Genomic DNA, 19,923 nt, shown 5'->3' on the forward strand with positions numbered 1-19,923 from the left:
GCTTGATGCTCAAATCCGAAATAGAAAATTCGCACATTAATATAGGAATCTTCTGAATATGATTTTTTTCTGAATTACGGCTTAGATCTCGTCAGCACTGCGCCATATGAATGGTGCAGGACAAACGACAGAGACTGAGGCATTTATGAACGTGATATCAGGAACATTGAAAGCGGACAGCTTAAAAGGGACAGCTGGTAGCGATAGCATCGAAGGTCTGGCTGGCGATGACAGGCTCCAGGGCGATGGAGGTGCAGACATATTAAATGGCGGAGATGGTTTTGACACAGCCGTATTTAATGACGCCTCGAACCTTAACCTAAAAACCAATCAACATACCGGCCACGCGGAAGGTGACACATTCATTGAAATCGAAAGATTTGAAGGCTCGTCCCTATCAAATACATTCATCAGCGACGCACGCCTCGCTACATTCAACGGCGGCGGCGGGACCGATACGATGGATTACTCCACTTCACCTGAAGCGGTCAACGTTATCTTGACTGCCAAAGGATCGATCAGTTCTGGAGGCGATGCCGAAGGCCACACGCTCATCAATATCGAAACTGTGATCGGCTCCGCTTTTAACGACACATTGACAGCCAGCATTCATGGGGCAAGCCTGGAAGGTGGCGCGGGCGATGATACTTATGTAATCAACGCAGATGGCGGCCACTTAACGGTTGTCAAAGAGCAAGAAAGTGGCGGGCACGACGAGGTCAAATCCCACATGGGCTTTTGGAAACTTTCCGATCATGTGGAAACCCTCAGCTATCAGGGAACTTCCAACTTCACCGGGCATGGGAACGACAGCGACAATCTTATTACCGGCCTGACTGGTAACGACAGTTTGAAAGGTGGAAATGGGAATGATCACCTTATAGGAGGCGGTGGTAACGACATTCTTCGAGGTGATGAAGGCGCTGACATTTTAGACGGTGGGGACGGCTTCGACACGGCGCTGTTTGAGGACGCTTCAAGGCTCAACTTAAAAACCAATCAACACACCGGCCATGCGGAAGGTGACACGTTCATTGGTATCGAAAGATTTGAAGGCTCTACCTCACCTAACACTTTTGTGAGCGATGCACGCCCCGCTACATTCGATGGCGGCAGAGGCGGCGGCGGGATCGACACGATGGACTACTCCACTTCACCTGAAGCGGTCAACGTCATCTTGACTGCCAAAGGATCGATCAGTTCTGGAGGCGATGCCGAAGGCCACACGCTCATCAATATCGAAACTGTGATCGGCTCCGCTTTTAACGACACATTGACGGCCAGCATTCATGGGGCAAGCCTGGAAGGTGGCGCGGGCGATGATACTTATGTAATCAACGCAGATGGCGGCCACTTAACGGTTGTCAAAGAGCAAGAAAGTGGCGGGCACGACGAGGTCAAATCCCACATGGGCTTTTGGAAACTTTCCGATCATGTGGAAACCCTCAGCTATCAGGGAACTTCCAACTTCACCGGGCATGGGAACGACAGCGACAATCTTATTACCGGCCTGACTGGTAACGACAGTTTGAAAGGTGAAAAAGGAAATGACCACCTCATAGGAGGCGGCGGCAACGACATTCTTCGAGGTGATGAAGGCGCTGACATTTTAGACGGTGGAGACGGCTTTGACACGGCGCTCTTTGATGACGCTTCGAACCTCAACTTAAAAATCAACCAACACACCGGCCATGCGGCAGGTGATACGTTCATTGGTATCGAACGATTTGAAGGCTCGTCCCTATCAAACACATTCATCAGCGACGCACGCCTCGCTACATTCAACGGCGGCGGCGGGACCGATACGATGGATTACTCCACTTCACCTGAAGCGGTCAACGTTATCTTGACTGCCAACGGATCGATCAGTTCTGGAGGCGATGCCGAAGGCCACACGCTCATCAATATCGAAACTGTAATCGGCTCCGCTTTTAACGACACATTGACGGCCAGCATTCATGGGGCAAGCCTGGAAGGTGGCGCGGGCGATGATACTTATGTAATCAACGCAGATGGCGGCCACTTAACGGTTGTCAAAGAGCAAGAAAGTGGCGGGCACGACGAGGTCAAATCCCACATGGGCTTTTGGAAACTTTCCGATCATGTGGAAACCCTCAGCTATCAGGGAACTTCCAACTTCACCGGGCATGGGAACGACAGCGACAATCTTATTACCGGCTTGACTGGTAACGACAGTTTGAAAGGTGGAAATGGGAATGATCACCTTATAGGAGGCGGTGGCAACGACATTCTTCGAGGTGATGAAGGCGCTGACATTTTAGACGGTGGGGACGGCTTCGACACGGCGCTGTTTGAGGACGCTTCAAGGCTCAACTTAAAAACCAATCAACACACCGGCCATGCGGAAGGTGACACGTTCATTGGTATCGAAAGATTTGAAGGCTCTACCTCACCTAACACTTTTGTGAGCGATGCACGCCCCGCTACATTCAACGGCGGCGGCGGAATCGATACGATGGATTACTCCACCTCACCTGAAGCAGTCAGTGTCAGCCTGAATGCGAAGGGCTCTATCACCTCTGGCGGTGACTCCGAAGGACATCAGCTGATCAGCATCGAAAATGTAATCGGCTCTGCTTTCGCCGACACCTTGGCTACAGAGCTCCCGAACTCGGCTCTGCAGGGAGGGCTTGGAAACGATATCTACATCGCAGCCGGTCTTGCGAATTCCACCACGAAATTTGTGGAGGAAGCAGACGGAGGGGACGACGAAGTGAGGACTGCCTTACCCAACTGGACGCTTGATCCCCATATCGAGCGCCTGGCATACACTGGCTCCGCCAACTTCATCGGAACGGGCACTGAACAAGCCAACACCCTGACCGGCGGAGCCGGTCACGACAAATTGCTGGGAAAAGGCGGGCCGGACCAGCTAATGGGGGGGAGCGGTAATGACGTACTCGAGGGCGGCGCAGACGCAGATGTCTTGAATGGCGGAGGCGATTACGACATCGCAAGTTATTCAGACAGTCCTGAAGCGATGACTTTCAACTTCGAGACCAATGTGCACTCCGGTTTTGCCAGCGGCGACACATACATTGATGTTGAGCTGATACGCGGGTCTAACCACGCCGACACGTTTATCCCAGGCCAGATACCTACCTTTTTTGACGGCGGCGCCGGTATAGACCTTGCAGATTACTCCGCATCGACTGCGGCTGTTGCGGTAGACAGGTCGCTGACTTGGACCCAAGGTACCTCGCCTGTGGCAGACGTTTTGACGAACGTCGAGGTGTTCAAAGGTACGCAGTATGATGACACTTTCATCGGTGGTAATGATGCCGAAAACTTTATTGGCGGTGCGGGGAAGGACAGCTTCAACGGCGGTAACGGAGCAGATGGCGCCTGGTATGTGACCAACTACCAAGCGGTGGAGATCGACCTAGCAAAGAATATCGGCAAGGGCGGGGATGCAGACGGTGACGCCTTTACAAGCATCGAGAACATCATTGGTACCAGCTTTGACGACGTGATAACCGGGGACCATCTCGCAAACCAACTCGAAGGCGGCGCGGGAGATGACGTCATTCACGGAGGTGCCGGTGATGACTTCATCTATGGAGGCATGGTGTCGTCGACCGGAGCTGTTCCGATCTCTCCTGGTAACGAAGGGAATCAGGCAGACACTCTTTATGGAGGGGAAGGTAATGACACCATCCGAACCCACGCCGCCGATGAAGGCTCAGTGATCTATGGAGAAGGTGGTAACGATTCCCTGACGGTTAATTCAGGTGTAGCCCATGGAGGCGTCGGAAATGACCGACTAGCTGCGTGGGGATCGGATTATGAGGTTCATGGCAACTTCGGCAATGACAGCTTTGAGCTACAGGGTCGGGGAGATGCCCATGGCGGAGAGGGGGATGATCAGTTCGTGATGTATAACGCCGGTAGTGTCTTTGGTGACGAAGGGAACGACGTCTTCCAGATGATCGGAGTCGCTAATGCTTATGGTGGCGAAGGCTCGGATACCTATATCGTCGAATCTTATGCAGGTGGTGGTATCGGTGATGAGGGGACAACCGGCCACGACACCGTAAAATTCTTAAGTATTTCAACCTTAGATGATTTGAAGGTGACGAAAGTGGGTTATAACGTTTTCATTCATTCGCAACAAAATCAAGGCGCTAATATTGGTGACAATGCGTTCATACTTTTTGATTGGTTCAATGGACAGCAGACCATTGAGACGTTTCAAGTAGCGAACGGAGACAGCTTCTCGATCGAGGGTATGGTGAGCTGACGCAAGCATGAGGCGTGGTTAGCAGACCACGCCTCTTCATTGAAACGTTGGCAGCGCCCTACTCTTCTTTGAAAGCCCGCTGCGAATGGTCCATGATCGGCTTGATCAAGTAAGACAACACTGTCCTGTTGCCAGTCTTTATCAGTGACTCAACAGGCATTCCCGGCACAAGCTTAAGCTCTTCCAGCTTTGCCAACTCAGATGGAGGAATGACGATGCCAACGCGGTAGTACCCTAATACATTTTCCGGCGGGCTTACCAAGTCAGGAGAAATTCTTAACACTTCGCCTAGGAGTTCGGGTGTGGTGTTAAGGTTAAACGCCGTCAAACGTAATATCGCCGGCTGCCCGACAGCCAGCTGATCTATATCTTGCGGGGCGACAGTGGCCTCAACAATGAATTCGTGGCTCAATGGAACAATGTCCATCAAGCGTTCAGCTGGAGAAATAACGCCCCCCTCGGTATGGATTGACAACTGGTGGACACGTCCGGCCAATGGCGCTCTGATTTCAGAGGCGGCTAGCTGAGCAGCCGCAGCAATTTCTCGCTCTCTAAGCTCGCCTACACGAACCTGAAGGTCACGTAATTCAACAACGACATTGCTTAGGAATGTCTGAGCCACCAGGAGAAGCTCTATCTCCGTCTCGGCAATTTTGCTTTTAGTTTCCGCGACAGCGGCAACGAGTTGACCTTGCTCACCCTGCAGTCTGGCATGGCTACGCGCGAGTGCATTCATACGATCAAGCGTCATCATGCCCTTTTCGTACAACGTGGTGACCGCCTTAAGCTCCTGCTCCACCAGTTTCATTTCCGCACCTTTAGTTCTCTGTTGCAGCGCGTGGCCTTTGATTTTCTCGCGCAGCTGACTAATACGCTCGTTAAGCTGCTTTTCTTGACCTTCTCGCAAGCGTCGATTTTCGGTAAACAGTCGGCGCTCACTCAACACTGCCGACTCTATCGTCTTGCCTTCTCGCTGTTGAAGAATCCAAGGCACCTCAAAGGAAGAAAGACCGTCTCGTTCAGCTTCAAGCCTGGCCTCTCGCGCCCAAGATTGCTCAAGCGCTTTACTAACAATAGCGAGGTTAGTACGGTTCAACGTCGCATCCAGGCGGATGAGTATCTGCCCCTCATGTACTTGCTGCCCTTCGGTGACTAAAAGTTCTCCAACTACACCGCCGCTGAGATGCTTGACGGTCTTTACATGACCTAATACCGCAACGCTTCCGGGCGCGACTACTGCGCTGGCTAATTGTGCGACACTTGACCAGCCTATAGCGCCGCCAGCGAGTGTAAGTATGCAGATTGAACCACCCCAAAGATGTTGCTTTATGGACTTAGCTGCCCATACCTGATGATCCACGCTCATAACGAGGTACTCCCCGCAGTCACATGTCCATTATTTGCAGATTTCAACACCTTATCTTTGGGGCCAAATGCAACCTGAAATCCACCATTAAGAATTAGCACCTGATCGAGAACAGCGAGGATATTAGTGCGGTGAGCTACGACCACAACAATTCCACCTCGGCGTTTCACGGACAAAATAGCTTCGGATAAAGCCAGCTCGCCATCCCTGTCCAAGTTCGAATTAGGTTCATCCAGCACCACCAGAAATGGATCGCCATACAAAGCACGAGCCAGCGCGATACGCTGCTGCTGTCCCGCGCTGAGTTTTGATGCATCTTGACCGACTAGGGTCTGGTAGCCATTTGGCAACTGCAATATAAGCTCATGGACTCCGGCGATCCGGGCTGCGGCGATGACTTGATCATCAGTGGCGGCCGGATCAAGGCGTGCAATGCTCTCTGCAATGGTGGTACCGATCATCTCAGTGTGCTGTGCCATGTAGCCGATCAGTTGACCTTGTCGACCAGCGGGAAAAAGGCTGAGTGGGACGCCATCAAAACTAACCTGCCCACGGGCGCAGCCCCAGCTCCCCACTAAGGCCTTTGCTAATGAAGACTTGCCCGAAGCGCTGGCTCCAACCACTCCAAGCGCGCTGCCCGCCTCCAGTGAAAAATTCAAATTCTGAAGCACTAGATTCTGCGAACCCGGAGGCGCCACAAACAAACTTTTGACGTTGACCCGCTTGGCAGGCATCGGCACCTGAGTCTTTTCGGGTGCAGTGGGGAATAGCGCAAGCAGGTCTTGAAGTCGGCGCCAGGCCTCCCTCGCATCAGTGAATGATCGCCAAGTAGCTATAACTTGTTCAGCTGGTGCCAAGGCTCTAGCCACAATTATCGACGCGGCAACAATCATCCCTCCACTCAACGAACCATTGATCACAAGATAAGCACCTACCGCCAACGCACCGGATTGCACAGTCAGTCGAATAGTCTTGGATACGCTCGCGCACAACCCTGCTATATCGGTCGCTCGTCTGTGCCCGGTAATGCCAGCACAATGATGTTGAAGCCAAAGCACTGAAACGCGACTCTGCATTCCCATCGCGGCCAATGACTCGGCGCTTCCAATTGCCTGCTGCGCGACAACATTTCGCTGCGTCATATTCAAACTGGCGTTTTGCAGCCAGCGCCGTGTCATGACGTGCGTGGTGGCTGTTAAAGCGACTAACAAAAAAATGACGGTGGTCGCCATCCATCCAATGTACGGATGAATCCAGAAACACAGCGCCAAATACACGGGGACCCAAGGCAAATCAAAGAAAGCGACGGGTCCAGGCCCAGATAGAAAGACACGGATTTGGTCAAGCTCCTGCACCGGGCGCTGCCCATCACCTGACACTTTTGTTTTGAGAGGGACGCCGATAACGGCGGAGAACACCCTGGACGACAAAGACGTGTCGAAAGCCGATGCCAAGCGAATCATCAAGCGGGTACGTACGACGTCGATTGCGCCTGAGAAGAGGTAGGTAGAAACGACCAAGGACACCAGCGCTACCAGCGTGGGCGTGCTCCTGCTCGGTAGCACACGGTCATAGACCTCCAACATGAACAGCGGCCCGACCAACCCGAGAATGTTGGCAACGCCAGCGAACATCGCGGCGCCCACTAGGCTTCTTATGAGCATCGGCTGAGAAGGTTGAGCGAACCTATAGACGGAACGATGCTTTATTTTTTTTGGCATGACTGGCTCGCAAGTAGATGATCTTGCGCGACTTCATACTTTTTTCTTAACGACGAATAGATGCGACGAGGCGATCAGGAACAGTCCTACACAAAAACGAGAACTTGCGGATAAGCCTCCTTGCTTCGGGACGGGGGGAGCCTCCGGCAAATAAAAACACCTATCAGCCGTCGTCGTTATTTAATGAGCACTGCGCCTATCAAATCAACAAACTCAACTTCAAGCCAATCCGCCAACCCCAACCAGTCCTGCCGCTCCTGGCACGCCAGAATCGCACTCAACACCCTCCCCCATTCAGCCTGTCTTTCGACAGAAGCCCCATCCATCAGTGGCAGCGACCGGTCAATCAGTTCGACCATTTGCAAGGCCCCTTCAATATCGCGGCCCAGGCGAAACAGCTTCGCGCATTCGCGCGCTTCATATACAACGTGTTCAGGCAGGGTCATGGCGCGGTCCAGTCCGGGTCGAAGTCGGCGCCGGCGATCAAAGCACCGTCGCGGCTGGTATTGAGGAACGTGACCTCGGGGTGGCGGGCGATGAAGCGTTCGAGTTCGATGAGGTAGCTGCGGAAATTGAGCTGCGTCTTGACCTTGTTGCCCCGGCCGTCGCGCACCCAGTGTTTGGCGATGCTTAGGGCAGGCCCCAGATCGCCGTCCTGCCAGCCGGTGTGGGTCTTGCCACCGGGAAAGGCGAAGTCGGCGCCGAAGAGGGTGATCCGCGCGGCGCCCATTTTGACCGCGAGATCGACGGCCGGATGAATGACGCTGCCCCCCACATGCAAGGTGGCCTTGGGAATCTGCTCGCGCAGGTGGGCATACAGCGGGCTGGTGGAATAGCCGACGTAGCGCGGGCCTTGCCATGCCTTCAGCATTGCGGCTTCCTGGCCCGGCACATAGACCAGCGCGATGTGCGCCGAATCCTCGGTGGGGAGATGTCGCGGGGTGATGCGGTGGTCGATGCTCACCACCACATCCGGGGTGATGCCTTGGTTGCGAAGCGGCACGTACGCCGTATCGACGCAAATGATCAGCGGACGGTTGGCGCTGTTCGACGTGCTCAAGAGGCGCGGCAAATGCTGTTGCAGACTCGGCCCCGTGGCGATCACGAACACGTCGCACCCTGATTGACTGTCAAACAACTCGGCGACATCGGTGTCCTGTTGCAGCAGCGCCCTGCCCTGTTCCAGCAGGCGCGCGTTGTCAGGGGTGTCGGCGGCGAACGCCTGGTTGTTGAAGTTGACGTGCACTTCGCTGACCAGCCGATCGCGGATCCGCGCGCTGCTGTCGTCGGCCAGCACCAGTTCGGCGGGCAGCGCGAAGAATGGCAGCTGAATCTCGCTGCGGGCGTCGGCATAGGCGAGGTTCACGCGGGGGTCGGACAGCCAGTCATCCTGTTCCAGCAGTTGCAGCATCAAGGCAAACAGCGCGCCGTTGAGGATGTGGACGTGCAGCGTTTGCAGGGAAGCGTCGGCCAGCAATACCCGCTGCAGATCGCCGAGGGCGGTGCCGTAAAGATGGACGACGGGGCTGTTGGCGGGGAGGCTTTGCGCCTGGGTTTGCGCTTCGGCGAGGCGATCATGGCGGCTGGTGAGCTGAATGCCGCCAATGCTGAGGGTCGATTGTCGGCCTTCGATCAACTGCGCGGGAATGGATTCGACGTTTTCGGCCCGCAACCGCTGGGCCACGTCCGGCCAGCGCTGTTCGATCACGGCGAGGTTGTGCTGGAGAATCTCGCTCATGACGGCAATCCTTTTCCTGGGGGAAGTGCAGAAAGCAAAACGGCGACCTGAGTCATCAGCGTCGCCGTTGTGCAGGCTGGAGGCAGCCCGGTGATTCGCTGTCAGGGACGATAAAGGATTGCCGAGCCCCACGACAAGCCCACGCCGAAACCGCTGACCGCGATGCGCTTCCAGGTGGCGTTCATGACGTGTTTTTCCAGCAGCAGCGGAATGCTGGACGACACCGTGTTGCCGGTCTCGAGCATGTCCTTGACGAATTTCTCCGGCGACTTGCCGTCCTCGAACCGACGGGCGACCGCATCGACGATGGCCGCGCTGCCCTGGTGGATGCAGAACGCATCGACGTCGGAGGATTGCAGGCCGGAGTCTTCGAGCAATTCGTTGAGGTGCGAGGGCACTTTGACCAGCGCGAAGTTGAACACCTGACGCCCGTTCATGTAGAACGCGCCGTCGGTGGTCTTGAGGAACTCTGCGCCGGAGCCGTCGGTGCCGAACTTGGATTTACCCAGCTGCCATGGGGCGTCGTCGCTCATCCAGGTGGCGGTGGCGGCGTCGCCGAAGAGCATGGTGGTGTTGCGGTCTTCCGGGTCGACGATCTTCGAATACGGGTCGGCGGTGACCAGCAGGCCGTTTTTCAGGCCGGTCGCTTCCATGAAGCCTTTCAGCGCATAGATGCCGTAGACGTAGCCCGAGCAACCCAGGGAAATGTCGAACGCGGCGACGTGGGTCGGCAGGCCGAGTTTGTGTTGAACGATGGCGGCCGTGTGCGGCAGGCCTTCTTCGTCACCGTTTTGGGTGACGACGATCAGTGCGTCGATGGCGTCCCGCGAGAGACCGGGGTTGTTGGCGAACAGCTGGTTGACCGCTTCGACGCACAGGTCCGAGGTTTCCTGGGTGTCGTCTTTGCGCGGCAGAAAAGCAGAACCGATCTTGCCAAGGATGAAGTCTTCATCCTTTCCGAATTTGGCACCCTGGGCGTAATTGTCGACGCCGGCCGTGGGCACATAACTCGCTATGCTCTTGATGCCAATCATCATGGCTTCCCAATAAAAAACTGCTGAACATCACCCGGCGCGGTTAGGCGGGGCGTTGAAAATCCGGGGCTTGCGGCCTGAAAAAAAAGGCAACGTACAGGTCAGGGCGACACCAGAATCGCTCTGGAATCAGCCCGAGGACGTCACGGACCGCCAACACGATACAGTGAAGATGCCCGTTATGACCCACAGGTCACCAAAAGTTTTACAAGCTTTTAGCTGACCGACGAGTGCCGCGCAACATCAGATCGCTGCTCAGACAGGTGATTGACATGAAGATGTCACGGGATTGTGGCGTGTGGTCGAGCTTCAACGCGCTGTTTAGTAGGACCGGCTTCAGCCGGGAAGAGGCCCTTACATGCACCCTCGATTTTGCGGTGTAGCGCCTGCCGTCTTCCCGGCTGAAGCCGGTCCTACATTCGTGTTCACCGCCAATCTCACTGGCTGCACGCGTGCTTCAGTGGGACCGGCTTCAGCCGGGAAGAGGCCCCCATGTACAGCCTCATTTTTGCGGTGTGACGAATGCCGTCTTCCCGGCTGAAGCCGGTCCTACATTCGTGTTCACCGCCAATCTCACTGGCTGCACGCTTGGTTTAGTGGGACTGGCTTCAGCCGGGAAGAGGCCCTGATGTACAGCCTCATTTTCGCGGTGTAACGAATGCCGTATTCCCGGCTAAAGCCGGTCCTACATTCGTGTTCACAGCGAATCTCACTGACTACACGTTTAGTAGGACCGGCTTCAGCCGGGAAGAGGCCCTTATATGCACCCTAGATTTTCGCGGTGTGATGAATGCCGTCTTCCCGGCTAAAGCCGGTCCTACATTCGTGTTCACCGCCAATCTCACTGACTGCACGCGTGCTTTAGTGGGACTGGCTTTAGCCGGGAAGAGGCCCTGATGTACAGCCTCATTTTTGCGGTGTGACGCCTGCCGTCTTCCCGGCTGAAGCCGGTCCTACATTCGTGTTCACAGCGAATCTCACTGGTTGCACGCGTGCTTTAGTGGGACCGGCTTCAGCCGGGAAGAGGCCCTTATATGCTCCCTAGATTTTCGCGGTGTAACGAATGCCGTCTTCTCGGCTAAAGCCGGTCCTACATTCGTGTTCACAGCACAAATCCCAAGTGATGCCGGTCCAGCCTTCACTTAACCCACCACATCCCAGCTCAAAGCGGTCCCGCGGTTCAGTGCGTGTCGGGCTTTGCGCCCCAGCACGGCATCGATGTGTTTGGGCGCCAAACCGAGGCCGGGGCGGATGGCGCGGATGTTGTCGGTGCTGAAGGCCTCGCCCTCGGCGATGTCGCGCACCACGTACAACGAGCGGCGGTATTGCAGCGATTTCTGTTCGGCTTCGGTGGCGCCGTATTGCACGTGGCCCATGCCTTGCCACGCGCGTTCGGTTTCGATGACCAGGCTGGCCATTTCCGCCGGTTCCAGGGAGAAACTGGCGTCGACCCCGCCCTCAGCGCGGTCAAGGGTGAAGTGTTTTTCGATGACCGTCGCACCCATGGCCACTGCCGCCACCGACACGCCGACGCCCATGGTGTGATCCGACAACCCCACCTGGCAGCCAAATAAGCCGGCCATGTGCGGAATCGTGCGCACGTGGCTGTTGGCCGGGGTCGCCGGGTAGGTGCTGGTGCATTTCAGCAGCACCAGATCCTTGCAGCCTGCGGCCCGCGCCGCGCGTACGCTCTCATCCAGCTCGGCGATGCTGGCCATGCCGGTGGAAATGATCATCGGCTTGCCGGTCGCCGCCACTTTGCGGATCAGCGGGATGTCGGTGTTTTCAAAGCTGGCGATCTTGTAGGCCGGCACGTCGAGGCTTTCGAGAAAGTCCACGGCGGTCTCATCGAAAGGCGTCGAAAACGCCAGCAGCCCCAACTCTTTGGCCCGAGCGAAGATCGGCGCGTGCCACTCCCACGGCGTGTGCGCCTGTTCATACAGCGCATACAGCGAGGTCCCGGCCCACAAACTGTTGGGGTCCTTGATGAAGAACTCACCCTCGGCGATGTCCAGGGTCATGGTATCGGCGGTGTAGGTTTGCAGTTTGAGGGCATGGGCGCCCGCCCTGGCCGCCGCCTCGACGATGCGCAACGCTTGATCCAGCGACTGGTTATGGTTGCCGCTCATCTCGGCGATGATGAACGGCGGCGCGTCGGGGCCGATGGTTCGGGAACCGATCTTGAAAGAAGTCATCGTTGCTCACTCGTTGCAGTGACGTCGGTCGGCCCAAGGCCGGACGATAAAAATAGGAACGGGCAGCGGCTCATGCGCCCTGCCGCGTTACGGCGGTAGCTGGACTGTCTGGGTTGACCAGGGCCGCCAATGCATCAGCGATGCGCCGGGCACCACGGCCATCCACCAACAACCTCGACTGTTCGGCGAAGGACCGGCGTAAAGCGGCATCACCACACAGCTGCCCGATCGCATCACGCAAACGCCCGGCCTCAAGCTGCACATGGGGCCCGAGGTACACATGCACACCGGCCTCGGCCAGCAATTGCGCATTGAGCTGCTGATTGTTCGCCACCGAAATACAGATCGTCGGCAACCCCAGCGCCGCGCGCTCCCAGGTGGTGCCGCCGCCGGCGCCGATAAACAGATCGGCCGCCTGCATCAGCGCGAAAAAATCACCGGTCAGCGTGTGCAAATGCCACTCAGGCCGAGAGGCTGCGAGATCGCTCATCGCCTCCCAGTGGGGGTTATGCAAACCGGCGACGAAATCCACCTGCAGATCATCGAAGCCTTGAAGCGCCAGCATCGTGGCGTACACCTGCCCGGCCGCATCGAAGCCACCGAAGTTGACCAGCACCCGTTCGACACGCGGCTTGATCGCGATGGGGTCGCACTGAAACTCGTCGCGCAGCAGGGCAAATCGCGGCCCCAGAAACGCCTGGCACTCACGGTCGATCCAGGGGGCGTAGGGCTGATTCAGCGCCTGCGCGCTGTAATTCTGGTCGAGCAACACTTCAACCGAATGGGGCCGGTTGGCCAGATCGTCGATCGCCATCACTCGATCGGCGAGACCGCGCGCCGCCGTTTCCCAGCGCGCATCCAGCCCGTAATGATCAACGATCAGCCAGTCAAAGAGCGGCTCATCCTCAAGCTCTTCGGCCAGGGCAGACAGGTCCGCCTGCCAAGGCAACGCTGCTTCGATGTCCTGGTCTTCCTGCGCGCCATAGCGTGCCGGCAGGGCGTAGGCAACATAGCCCTGATCCGCCAGCCGCTGAAGCAGATGCCCCGGCAATTCGCGGCAGGCAAAGCGCACATCGGCGCCATCTGCACGCAGCGTGTTGGCGAGCGTGACGCAGCGGGCGATGTGGCCGCTGCCGATGGTCACCGAGGCGTCGGCGCGGATCAGCACGCGCATCATTGCAGCTCCCCACCGGCCTTGAGCGCGGCGTACAGGTATTCCGCGCGCAACCAGTCTTCCGGGCTGTCGATGTCCTGCACCAGATGCCGGGGCAGAATCACCGGCAGGCTGAGCTCGGAAAACACCGTGTCGCCGCGCCGCCAGGCGTCGCTGCGGCCCCAGTAGAACTGGCCGGCGTCCTGATAGGCGACGGGCAGATCCTGAGAACGCACGCTGCGAAATTCCGGGTGCATCGCGCACAGGCTGCCGTCGCTGTCGATCAACAACGCACGCTGCACCGGGAAGCCGAAGCTGCACACCGAGAACGCATAGGATTTTGCCGCATCGGCTTCGAGTACTTCCAAGCCATGACGCAAATAACGCGCCTGCAACAGCGGCGCAGTGGCGTAGAGGCAGCAAGCGTAATCAAAGCGCTGATCAAGTGCGCAAAGCGCGTGTTGGATCACTGCCGCCGTGCCTGTGTGGGCATCAGCCAGGTCCGCCGGGCGCATGAACGGCACGTCAGCGCCACAATCGCGGGCAACGTCAGCGATTTCTTCGTCGTCGGTGCTGACCACGATCTGATCAAACACCCCGCTCGCCCGCGCTGCACGAATGGAATACGCGATCATCGGCTCGCCGTTGAACAGCTTGATGTTCTTGCGCGGGATGCGCTGGCTGCCGCCCCGTGCGGGGATGATGGCGACGGCGCTCATGCTCGTGGGCCTGTCATGGGTTCGTCCGCATCATTCACTCATCCGCGCAGTTTCGCCGAGCAGGCGGCGAAGCTGGTTGACGACGTAATCCTGCTGCGCATCGGTCATTGCCGGGTAAATCGGCAGACTGATGGCCTGGGCGTAATAGGCCTCGGCTTCTGGGAAATCACCCGGCGTGAAGCCCAGGTCGCGGTAATAGGGCTGCAGATGCACCGGGATGTAGTGCACGTTCACGCCGATGCCTGCCCCGCGCAAACCTTCGAAGACTTGCCGATGGCTCAGCACAAGCAGGTCGGTCTGCAGGCGCACGACGTACAAGTGCCACGCAGAATCGGCCTCAGCCTGAAGGGTCGGCAAGGTCAGCGGCAGGTCGGCCAGCAGCGTCTGATAGCGCGCCACCAACTGCCGACGCCGGGCCAGAAAACCGTCGAGCTTGTTCAGCTGCGACAGCCCCAGTGCCGCCTGCATGTCGGTCATGCGGTAATTGAAGCCCAGCTCGACTTGCTGGTAATACCAGGGGCCGTGGCTGGGCTCGTCCATCTGCCCCGGGTCACGGGTCATGCCGTGGCTGCGCAGGCGGCGCAAATGTTCGGCCAGTTCAGGGCGATTGGTCAGCACCAGGCCGCCTTCGCCGGTGGTCACGATTTTGACCGGATGAAAGCTGAACACCGTCATGTCGGCGAATTCGCCGCAGCCCACCGGGCGCCCGGCATAGTGCGCGCCCACCGCGTGGGAGGCGTCTTCGATCACCACAAAACCGTAACGCCGGGCCAGTTCGCCGATGGCGCGCATGTCGCAGCTCTGGCCGGAAAACGCCACCGCCACCAGCACCTTGGGGAGCGTGCCGTTGGATGCCGCCACTTCAAGCTTGCGCGCGAGGGCGTCGGTGTCGAGGTTCCAGGTCAGGGGATCGATGTCGACAAAGTCCACATCGGCGCCGCAATAGCGCCCGCAATTGGCCGAGGCCAGAAACGTATTCGGGCTGGTCCACAGCCAGTCGCCCTGCCCCAGTCCCGCCGCCAGACAGGCAATGTGCAGCGCCGCCGTGGCGTTGCACACCGCCACCCCGAAACCGGCTTCACAGCGCTCGGCCATGGCCGCTTCGAAGCGTTCGAGGGTTGGGCCCTGGGTCAGCCAGTCCGACGTCAGCACCTCGACAACGGCGTCGATGTCGGCCTGATCAACGCTCTGCCTGCCGTACGGAATCATGGCTGAACGTCAGCGTGCAGCGCGCCGATCTGGCGGATCGACAGGAAGTCCGGGTTGGTGTCGGAGCGGTACTCGAACTCGTCGTGAACCGCTTTGCCCTGGGCGCCGGTGGCGTCGACGGCGAAGTCGGTGTCGACGTTGTTGAAGCGAATCGACGGCACGATGGTGTAGTGGTCGTCGAATTCCAGGGTCATGCGCGCGTCGTCCTGGGGCACCATCAGCTCGTGGAGTTTTTCCCCGGGACGGATGCCGACGATCTTGTGCGGCAGGTCGGGGGCCATGGCCTGGGCCAGATCGACGATGCGCACCGACGGAATCTTCGGCACGAACACTTCGCCGCCGTGCATGCGCTCGAAGCTCTGCATGACGAAATCCACGCCGTGGTCGAGGGTGATCCAGAAGCGCGTCATGCGCGAATCGGTGATCGGCAATTCAGCCGCCCCACCCGCCAGCAGCTTGTTGAAGAACGGCACGATGGAGCCCCGGGAGCCGGCCACGTTGCCGTATCGCACCACGGAAAAACGCGTCTGCTCCTCGCCGCCGATGTTGTTGGCGGCGACGAACAGTTTGTCCGACAGCAGCTTGGTGGCGCCGTACAGATTGATCGGGCTGGCGGCCTTGTCGGTCGACAGCGCCACGACCTTCTTCACGCCGTTGGCGATGGCCGCCGAGATGATGTTTTCGGCGCCATTGACGTTGGTGCGGATGAACTCGGTCGGGTTGTATTCCGCCGCCGGCACATGCTTGAGCGCCGCCGCGTGGACCACGTAATCGATGCCGCGCATGCCCTGCTGCAAGCGATCGGCATCGCGCACGTCGCCGAGGAAATAGCGCATGCAGGGCGCGTTGAATTCCTGCTGCATTTCGTACTGCTTGAGTTCATCGCGGGAGAACACCACCACGCGCCGGGGCTGATAACGCGCCAGCAGCGTGCGGATGAACATGCGGCCGAACGAGCCGGTCGCGCCTGAGATGAACACTGATTTGCCGTTGAACATGACGTAGTCCTTTAACCCGGAGGCCTTAAGCGAGCAGCTCGGCCCAACTGGAACCGTCGGCCTGAGCGAGGGTGAAGCCCTTGCCGGTCAGTTGCAGATTTTTGTTGTACGCCAGGTCGTGCGCAAACGCCCCGGACCATTTGTCTTGCAGCGCGGCCAGCGCCTGTGGCGCGTCGGGTACTGCGCCCGAATGCACGAACTGCACGTGAGGCGTCCACACCGTCAGGTACCCGGCCTGGGCCACCTTCAGGCACAGGTCCACATCGGCGAAGGCGTCGGCAAAATGCCCTTGATCCAGGCCGCCGACGTCATCGAACAGCGACGAGCGCACCATCAGGCAGGCGTCGGACACCGCCGAATAATTCTGATCCAGCAACAGTCGGCTCATGTAGCCCGCGGCGTCTTTCGCTTCGCCCATGAAGGCCGAACCCACACCGCCGTCCATGCCGAGGATCAAGCCGGCCTGACTGACCGTGCCGTTGCGGTCGATCAACTTGGCGCCAACCACGCCGACTTCCGGGCGCATCGCCTGATTGAGCAAGGCGTCGATCCAGTTCGGGCTGATGACTTCACCGTGGGCCGAGAGCAGCGCCAGGTATTCGCCGGTGGCCTGTTCGCGCAGGGCGTTGACCCGCGCTGAATGACTCAACGGTTGATCCATGGCGATGACCCGCACGCGACCTTTGTGCTGGCGACCCAGCCATTCGCTGAGCTCCGCGGAGACACTGTGATCGTCCGCGATCAGCACTTCGTAATTCGCGTAGCGCGTGCGCAACAGGACACTCGCCAGGCAACGCTGCAGCACGGGCAGGTCGTCAACGCCATGGACGAGGATCGACACCAGCGGGCGCTGGATGTGGCGGTAGTCGATGCGCCAGGTACCCGGTGCTGCCGGACTGATCTGGGCCTTGAAGCCGCGATTGTTCAGGTGCCGGGTCAGCGCCAGGCGTTGCTGGGCGTTCTCTTCCAGCGGTTGCGCGTCGGTGACCAGCAGCGGCTCGTCCAGATGCGCCAGCCAGCCCATGCCGCCCTGCTCGATGATGCGCAGCAGGAGTTCGAATTCGGCGGCCTGGGCGAAGTCGGCGGAGTAACCGCCGGCCTCGACCAGCACGTCGCGGCGGACCAGCCAGTGGCGGGACATCAGCGTCGGGTTGCTCAGCAACAGGTCGAGGTTGAAGCCGGGGCGCATGACGTGGGTCAGCGCACCGCTGGCCTCACGTTGAACTTCATCGGCGAACACCGCGCGGCAGTCAGGCGCGGCCTGCAGTTCCAGCGAGGCGCGCAGCAGGCCGCCGGCGGTGAACGCATCACCGACTTCGGCCAGCATCAGCCAGTTGCAGGTGGATTGGCGGGCGATCTGATTGACCTTGTCGACCCAGTTGCTCTTGCTGACCTTGACGAAATGCAGGGTGTTTTGCGCGCTGGTCGCCGCCGGTGGCTCGCCGCTGGTGAACACCACGACCTTGAAGGTCTTGCAGTGGCCTTCGACCAGGCTGTCCAGGGTGACCTGGAGTTTGTTCATGTCATCGTCGAGGTCCAGCAACAGAATGCCGAACTGCGTTCCGCCGCCGAGGCTGTCGATGCGGCTGAGCATGGCTTGTGCGTCGCTCGGGCTCGGCTGGCGTGCGTCGAGCCACTGCAACAGCTGACCCGATGGCATGTTGGCGAGGGTCACGCGATGGTCCTGGCGCTTGACCGAATTGAGGCGCTGCAACCAGCGCGACATTTCCAGCGCTTCTTCGGGGTCACCCTGACGCGCCATGAGACCGGCGAGGGGCTCGACGATGTACGGGTTAAAGATGTTCAGGGCCATCGCTTCCCACATCCGGTTGGCGATGGTTTCGGGGTTGTCGTTGCCGTGGCTGCGCAGCAGCACTTCGTGCTGAACCCAGGTCCCTTCGAGCTGTTCCATCTGCAGCTTGCCGGCCGGCAGCGCGTGGATCAGAAACTCGATCTCGGTCAGGACGTCGAAGAAGGCCTGGTTGTAAAACGGCATTTCGACGAACTGACGGGGACCGAACTGGCGGTCCGCGGGTTTGAACACGTCGTTCCAGCGCGACAGCACGATGCTGGTCAGGCCCAGGGAACGCTGGTCTTCGAGACAGGCCTGCAGGGCGGCGTAGGCCTTTTTGACCTGCTCGGTGCCGTCGGCTGCATTCAGCTCACCGTGGGTGGTGGTCAGGGCTGCCAGAAAACTGGCGAATTCGTGGCGCTCGAGGACGGCTGACGGATCGCTGTCACTGAGCTTTTTCAGCATGTGAGTCGGGCGGTCGGAGAGCCGGTGGTTGAGCTCACGGACCACGTAAGGTATCGGCAGGGTCCGCGCCCTGGCGGCCGAGAGCAGGAAGTAGGCGTGACCGAACTCTTGCAACTCGCCACTGACGCCTTGGGGCAGCGCGGCGAACCATTGTTGTAGCAGCGCCGTGCGGGTGACGGCGTAGAACGGCGGAATGTAGTGGTCCATGAAGCTCAGGACGCGCTCGCCGCTGTTGTCGGCGGCGAAGTCTTCCTGGCCCTTTTTGTCGCGGCGGAAGTATTCGACCTTATCGCCGTGGGCCTGGTACATCAGGCAATAGCCGTGGCAGAGGCCGTAGTCCGGGTGGGTAGCCAGAAATTCCACCGACTGGGCCAGCGCGTCATGCATCAGAAAATCTTCGTCGCCCACGAACGCCATGAACGGCGTGGTCACTTGGGTCACGCCATGGGCGATCCTGCTCAGGACCCCGGTCTCGGCGAACTGCGGCACGTGGCGGTAATCCACCTGCGGGAACAGCGCGGCGACGTCGGCGGCTGACTGCTGCGAAGCATCCAGCACCAGCACGTGGGCCGACGAGGAGCTGTAGTACTGCAATGTCCGGCGCAGGAGTGCGGGCCGGTCATGGGTGAGGACCACAAGCGTCAGTTGGGCATCGAGCGGCATGGTGTTTCCCGGAGATGAATGAGGGTGCATTACGTTTTCCCTGTGATGCGGCCAAGCGTCAAAAAGATGATCAATGGCGATATCGGGGAGACGAAGCAGGAAGCACGCCAACTCTGGATGGCGGGACTGCGCGCAATGGGCAGGATGGGCTTTAGCCGGGAAGACGTCAGGCGTCACACCGCAGGATTGAGGGTGCGCCTACAGGCCCCTTCCCGGCTGAAGCCGGTCCCACTAAAGCAGCGTGTGCAGTCAGTGAGATTGGGGGGAACGCGGGTGTAGGACTGGCTCAAGCCGGGAAGACGTCAGGCGTCACACCGCAGGATTGAGGGTGCGCCTGCAGGCCTCTTCCCGGCTGAAGCCGGTCCCACTAAAGCAGCGTGTGCAGCCAGTGAGATTGGGGTGAACGCGGGTGTAGGACTGGCTTTAGCCGGGAAGACGTCATTCGTCACGCCGCGGGATTGAGGGTGCACATGCAGGCCCCTTCCCGGCTGAAGCCGGTCCTACATTCACGCCGCGTACCGTCAGTGGGATTGGGGTGAACGCGGGTAGGACCGGCTTTAGCCGGGAAGACGTCAGGCGTCACGCCGCAGGATTGAGGGTGCACATGCC

At 58.9% G+C, this 19,923-nt stretch carries 12 protein-coding genes; 1 reads left to right on the top strand and 11 read right to left on the bottom strand.

Annotated features, from left to right (window positions below; translation table 11 throughout):
- The first annotated feature begins 106 nt into the window (after positions 1-106).
- Positions 107-4,261 carry a calcium-binding protein gene (locus tag QWI18_RS17030; RefSeq protein WP_369319333.1) on the top strand — a complete coding sequence of 1,385 codons (4,155 nt, stop codon included), beginning with the start codon at positions 107-109 and terminating at the stop codon, positions 4,259-4,261.
- A gap of 58 nt (positions 4,262-4,319) precedes the next feature.
- Here QWI18_RS17030 and QWI18_RS17035 read toward each other — a convergent pair whose 3' ends face one another.
- The 11 genes from QWI18_RS17035 to QWI18_RS17085 all read right to left on the bottom strand — a co-directional run bounded on the left by QWI18_RS17035 (position 4,320) and on the right by QWI18_RS17085 (position 19,314).
- Positions 4,320-5,627, bottom strand: a complete 1,308-nt coding sequence (locus QWI18_RS17035; protein ID WP_369319334.1) for an HlyD family type I secretion periplasmic adaptor subunit — start codon at positions 5,625-5,627, stop codon at positions 4,320-4,322.
- Positions 5,624-7,348 carry a type I secretion system permease/ATPase gene (locus tag QWI18_RS17040; RefSeq protein ID WP_369319335.1) on the bottom strand — a complete coding sequence of 575 codons (1,725 nt, stop codon included), beginning with the start codon at positions 7,346-7,348 and terminating at the stop codon, positions 5,624-5,626. Before QWI18_RS17040 ends, QWI18_RS17035 begins: the two co-directional genes overlap by 4 nt.
- 176 nt (positions 7,349-7,524) lie before the next feature.
- Positions 7,525-7,794: a hypothetical protein gene (locus tag QWI18_RS17045; protein ID WP_369319336.1), complete on the bottom strand. Its 270-nt coding sequence runs from the start codon at positions 7,792-7,794 to the stop codon at positions 7,525-7,527.
- Complete coding sequence (locus QWI18_RS17050) at positions 7,791-9,086, bottom strand: motility associated factor glycosyltransferase family protein (RefSeq protein WP_369319337.1); 1,296 nt, start codon at positions 9,084-9,086, stop codon at positions 7,791-7,793. The genes QWI18_RS17045 and QWI18_RS17050 overlap by 4 nt, the downstream gene beginning before the upstream one ends.
- Before the next feature lie 101 nt (positions 9,087-9,187).
- The gene (locus QWI18_RS17055; protein WP_192130025.1) at positions 9,188-10,120 is read right to left on the bottom strand and encodes a ketoacyl-ACP synthase III; all 933 of its coding nucleotides are present in this window, start codon (positions 10,118-10,120) and stop codon (positions 9,188-9,190) included.
- A gap of 1,142 nt (positions 10,121-11,262) precedes the next feature.
- Entirely contained in the window at positions 11,263-12,315 is a 1,053-nt protein-coding gene (pseI, locus tag QWI18_RS17060; RefSeq protein WP_192130024.1) for a pseudaminic acid synthase, read from the bottom strand.
- Positions 12,316-12,385: 70 nt separating this feature from the next.
- Positions 12,386-13,492, bottom strand: a complete 1,107-nt coding sequence (gene pseG, locus QWI18_RS17065) for a UDP-2,4-diacetamido-2,4,6-trideoxy-beta-L-altropyranose hydrolase (RefSeq protein WP_369319338.1) — start codon at positions 13,490-13,492, stop codon at positions 12,386-12,388.
- A complete protein-coding gene (gene pseF / locus QWI18_RS17070; protein WP_369319339.1) occupies positions 13,489-14,187 on the bottom strand; it encodes a pseudaminic acid cytidylyltransferase in 699 nt (232 codons plus the stop codon). The genes pseG and pseF overlap by 4 nt, the downstream gene beginning before the upstream one ends.
- Before the next feature lie 30 nt (positions 14,188-14,217).
- Positions 14,218-15,396 carry a UDP-4-amino-4,6-dideoxy-N-acetyl-beta-L-altrosamine transaminase gene (gene pseC / locus QWI18_RS17075; protein ID WP_369319340.1) on the bottom strand — a complete coding sequence of 393 codons (1,179 nt, stop codon included), beginning with the start codon at positions 15,394-15,396 and terminating at the stop codon, positions 14,218-14,220.
- Positions 15,393-16,394: a UDP-N-acetylglucosamine 4,6-dehydratase (inverting) gene (gene pseB, locus QWI18_RS17080; protein ID WP_369319341.1), complete on the bottom strand. Its 1,002-nt coding sequence runs from the start codon at positions 16,392-16,394 to the stop codon at positions 15,393-15,395. The genes pseC and pseB overlap by 4 nt, the downstream gene beginning before the upstream one ends.
- Positions 16,395-16,419: 25 nt before the next feature.
- Positions 16,420-19,314 (bottom strand): TIGR00180 family glycosyltransferase, encoded by a 2,895-nt coding sequence (locus QWI18_RS17085; RefSeq protein WP_369319342.1) that lies wholly within the window; start codon positions 19,312-19,314, stop codon positions 16,420-16,422.
- Positions 19,315-19,923 lie beyond the last annotated feature (609 nt).

It is taken from the genome of Pseudomonas sp. W2Oct36, assembly GCF_041060465.1.
Taxonomy (GTDB): domain Bacteria; phylum Pseudomonadota; class Gammaproteobacteria; order Pseudomonadales; family Pseudomonadaceae; genus Aquipseudomonas; species Aquipseudomonas graminis_B.

What these genes read in the sequence shown, in the direction of transcription:
- QWI18_RS17040 (WP_369319335.1), bottom strand. Translation starts at nt 7,348, where the DNA reads ATGCCAAAAAAAATAAAGCATCGTTCCGTCTATAGGTTCGCTCAACCT.
- QWI18_RS17030 (WP_369319333.1), top strand. Translation starts at nt 107, where the DNA reads ATGAATGGTGCAGGACAAACGACAGAGACTGAGGCATTTATGAACGTG.
- pseI (WP_192130024.1), bottom strand. Translation starts at nt 12,315, where the DNA reads ATGACTTCTTTCAAGATCGGTTCCCGAACCATCGGCCCCGACGCGCCG.
- pseB (WP_369319341.1), bottom strand. Translation starts at nt 16,394, where the DNA reads ATGTTCAACGGCAAATCAGTGTTCATCTCAGGCGCGACCGGCTCGTTC.
- QWI18_RS17050 (WP_369319337.1), bottom strand. Translation starts at nt 9,086, where the DNA reads ATGAGCGAGATTCTCCAGCACAACCTCGCCGTGATCGAACAGCGCTGG.
- pseC (WP_369319340.1), bottom strand. Translation starts at nt 15,396, where the DNA reads ATGATTCCGTACGGCAGGCAGAGCGTTGATCAGGCCGACATCGACGCC.
- QWI18_RS17055 (WP_192130025.1), bottom strand. Translation starts at nt 10,120, where the DNA reads ATGATTGGCATCAAGAGCATAGCGAGTTATGTGCCCACGGCCGGCGTC.
- pseG (WP_369319338.1), bottom strand. Translation starts at nt 13,492, where the DNA reads ATGATGCGCGTGCTGATCCGCGCCGACGCCTCGGTGACCATCGGCAGC.
- pseF (WP_369319339.1), bottom strand. Translation starts at nt 14,187, where the DNA reads ATGAGCGCCGTCGCCATCATCCCCGCACGGGGCGGCAGCCAGCGCATC.
- QWI18_RS17045 (WP_369319336.1), bottom strand. Translation starts at nt 7,794, where the DNA reads ATGACCCTGCCTGAACACGTTGTATATGAAGCGCGCGAATGCGCGAAG.
- QWI18_RS17085 (WP_369319342.1), bottom strand. Translation starts at nt 19,314, where the DNA reads ATGCCGCTCGATGCCCAACTGACGCTTGTGGTCCTCACCCATGACCGG.
- QWI18_RS17035 (WP_369319334.1), bottom strand. Translation starts at nt 5,627, where the DNA reads ATGAGCGTGGATCATCAGGTATGGGCAGCTAAGTCCATAAAGCAACAT.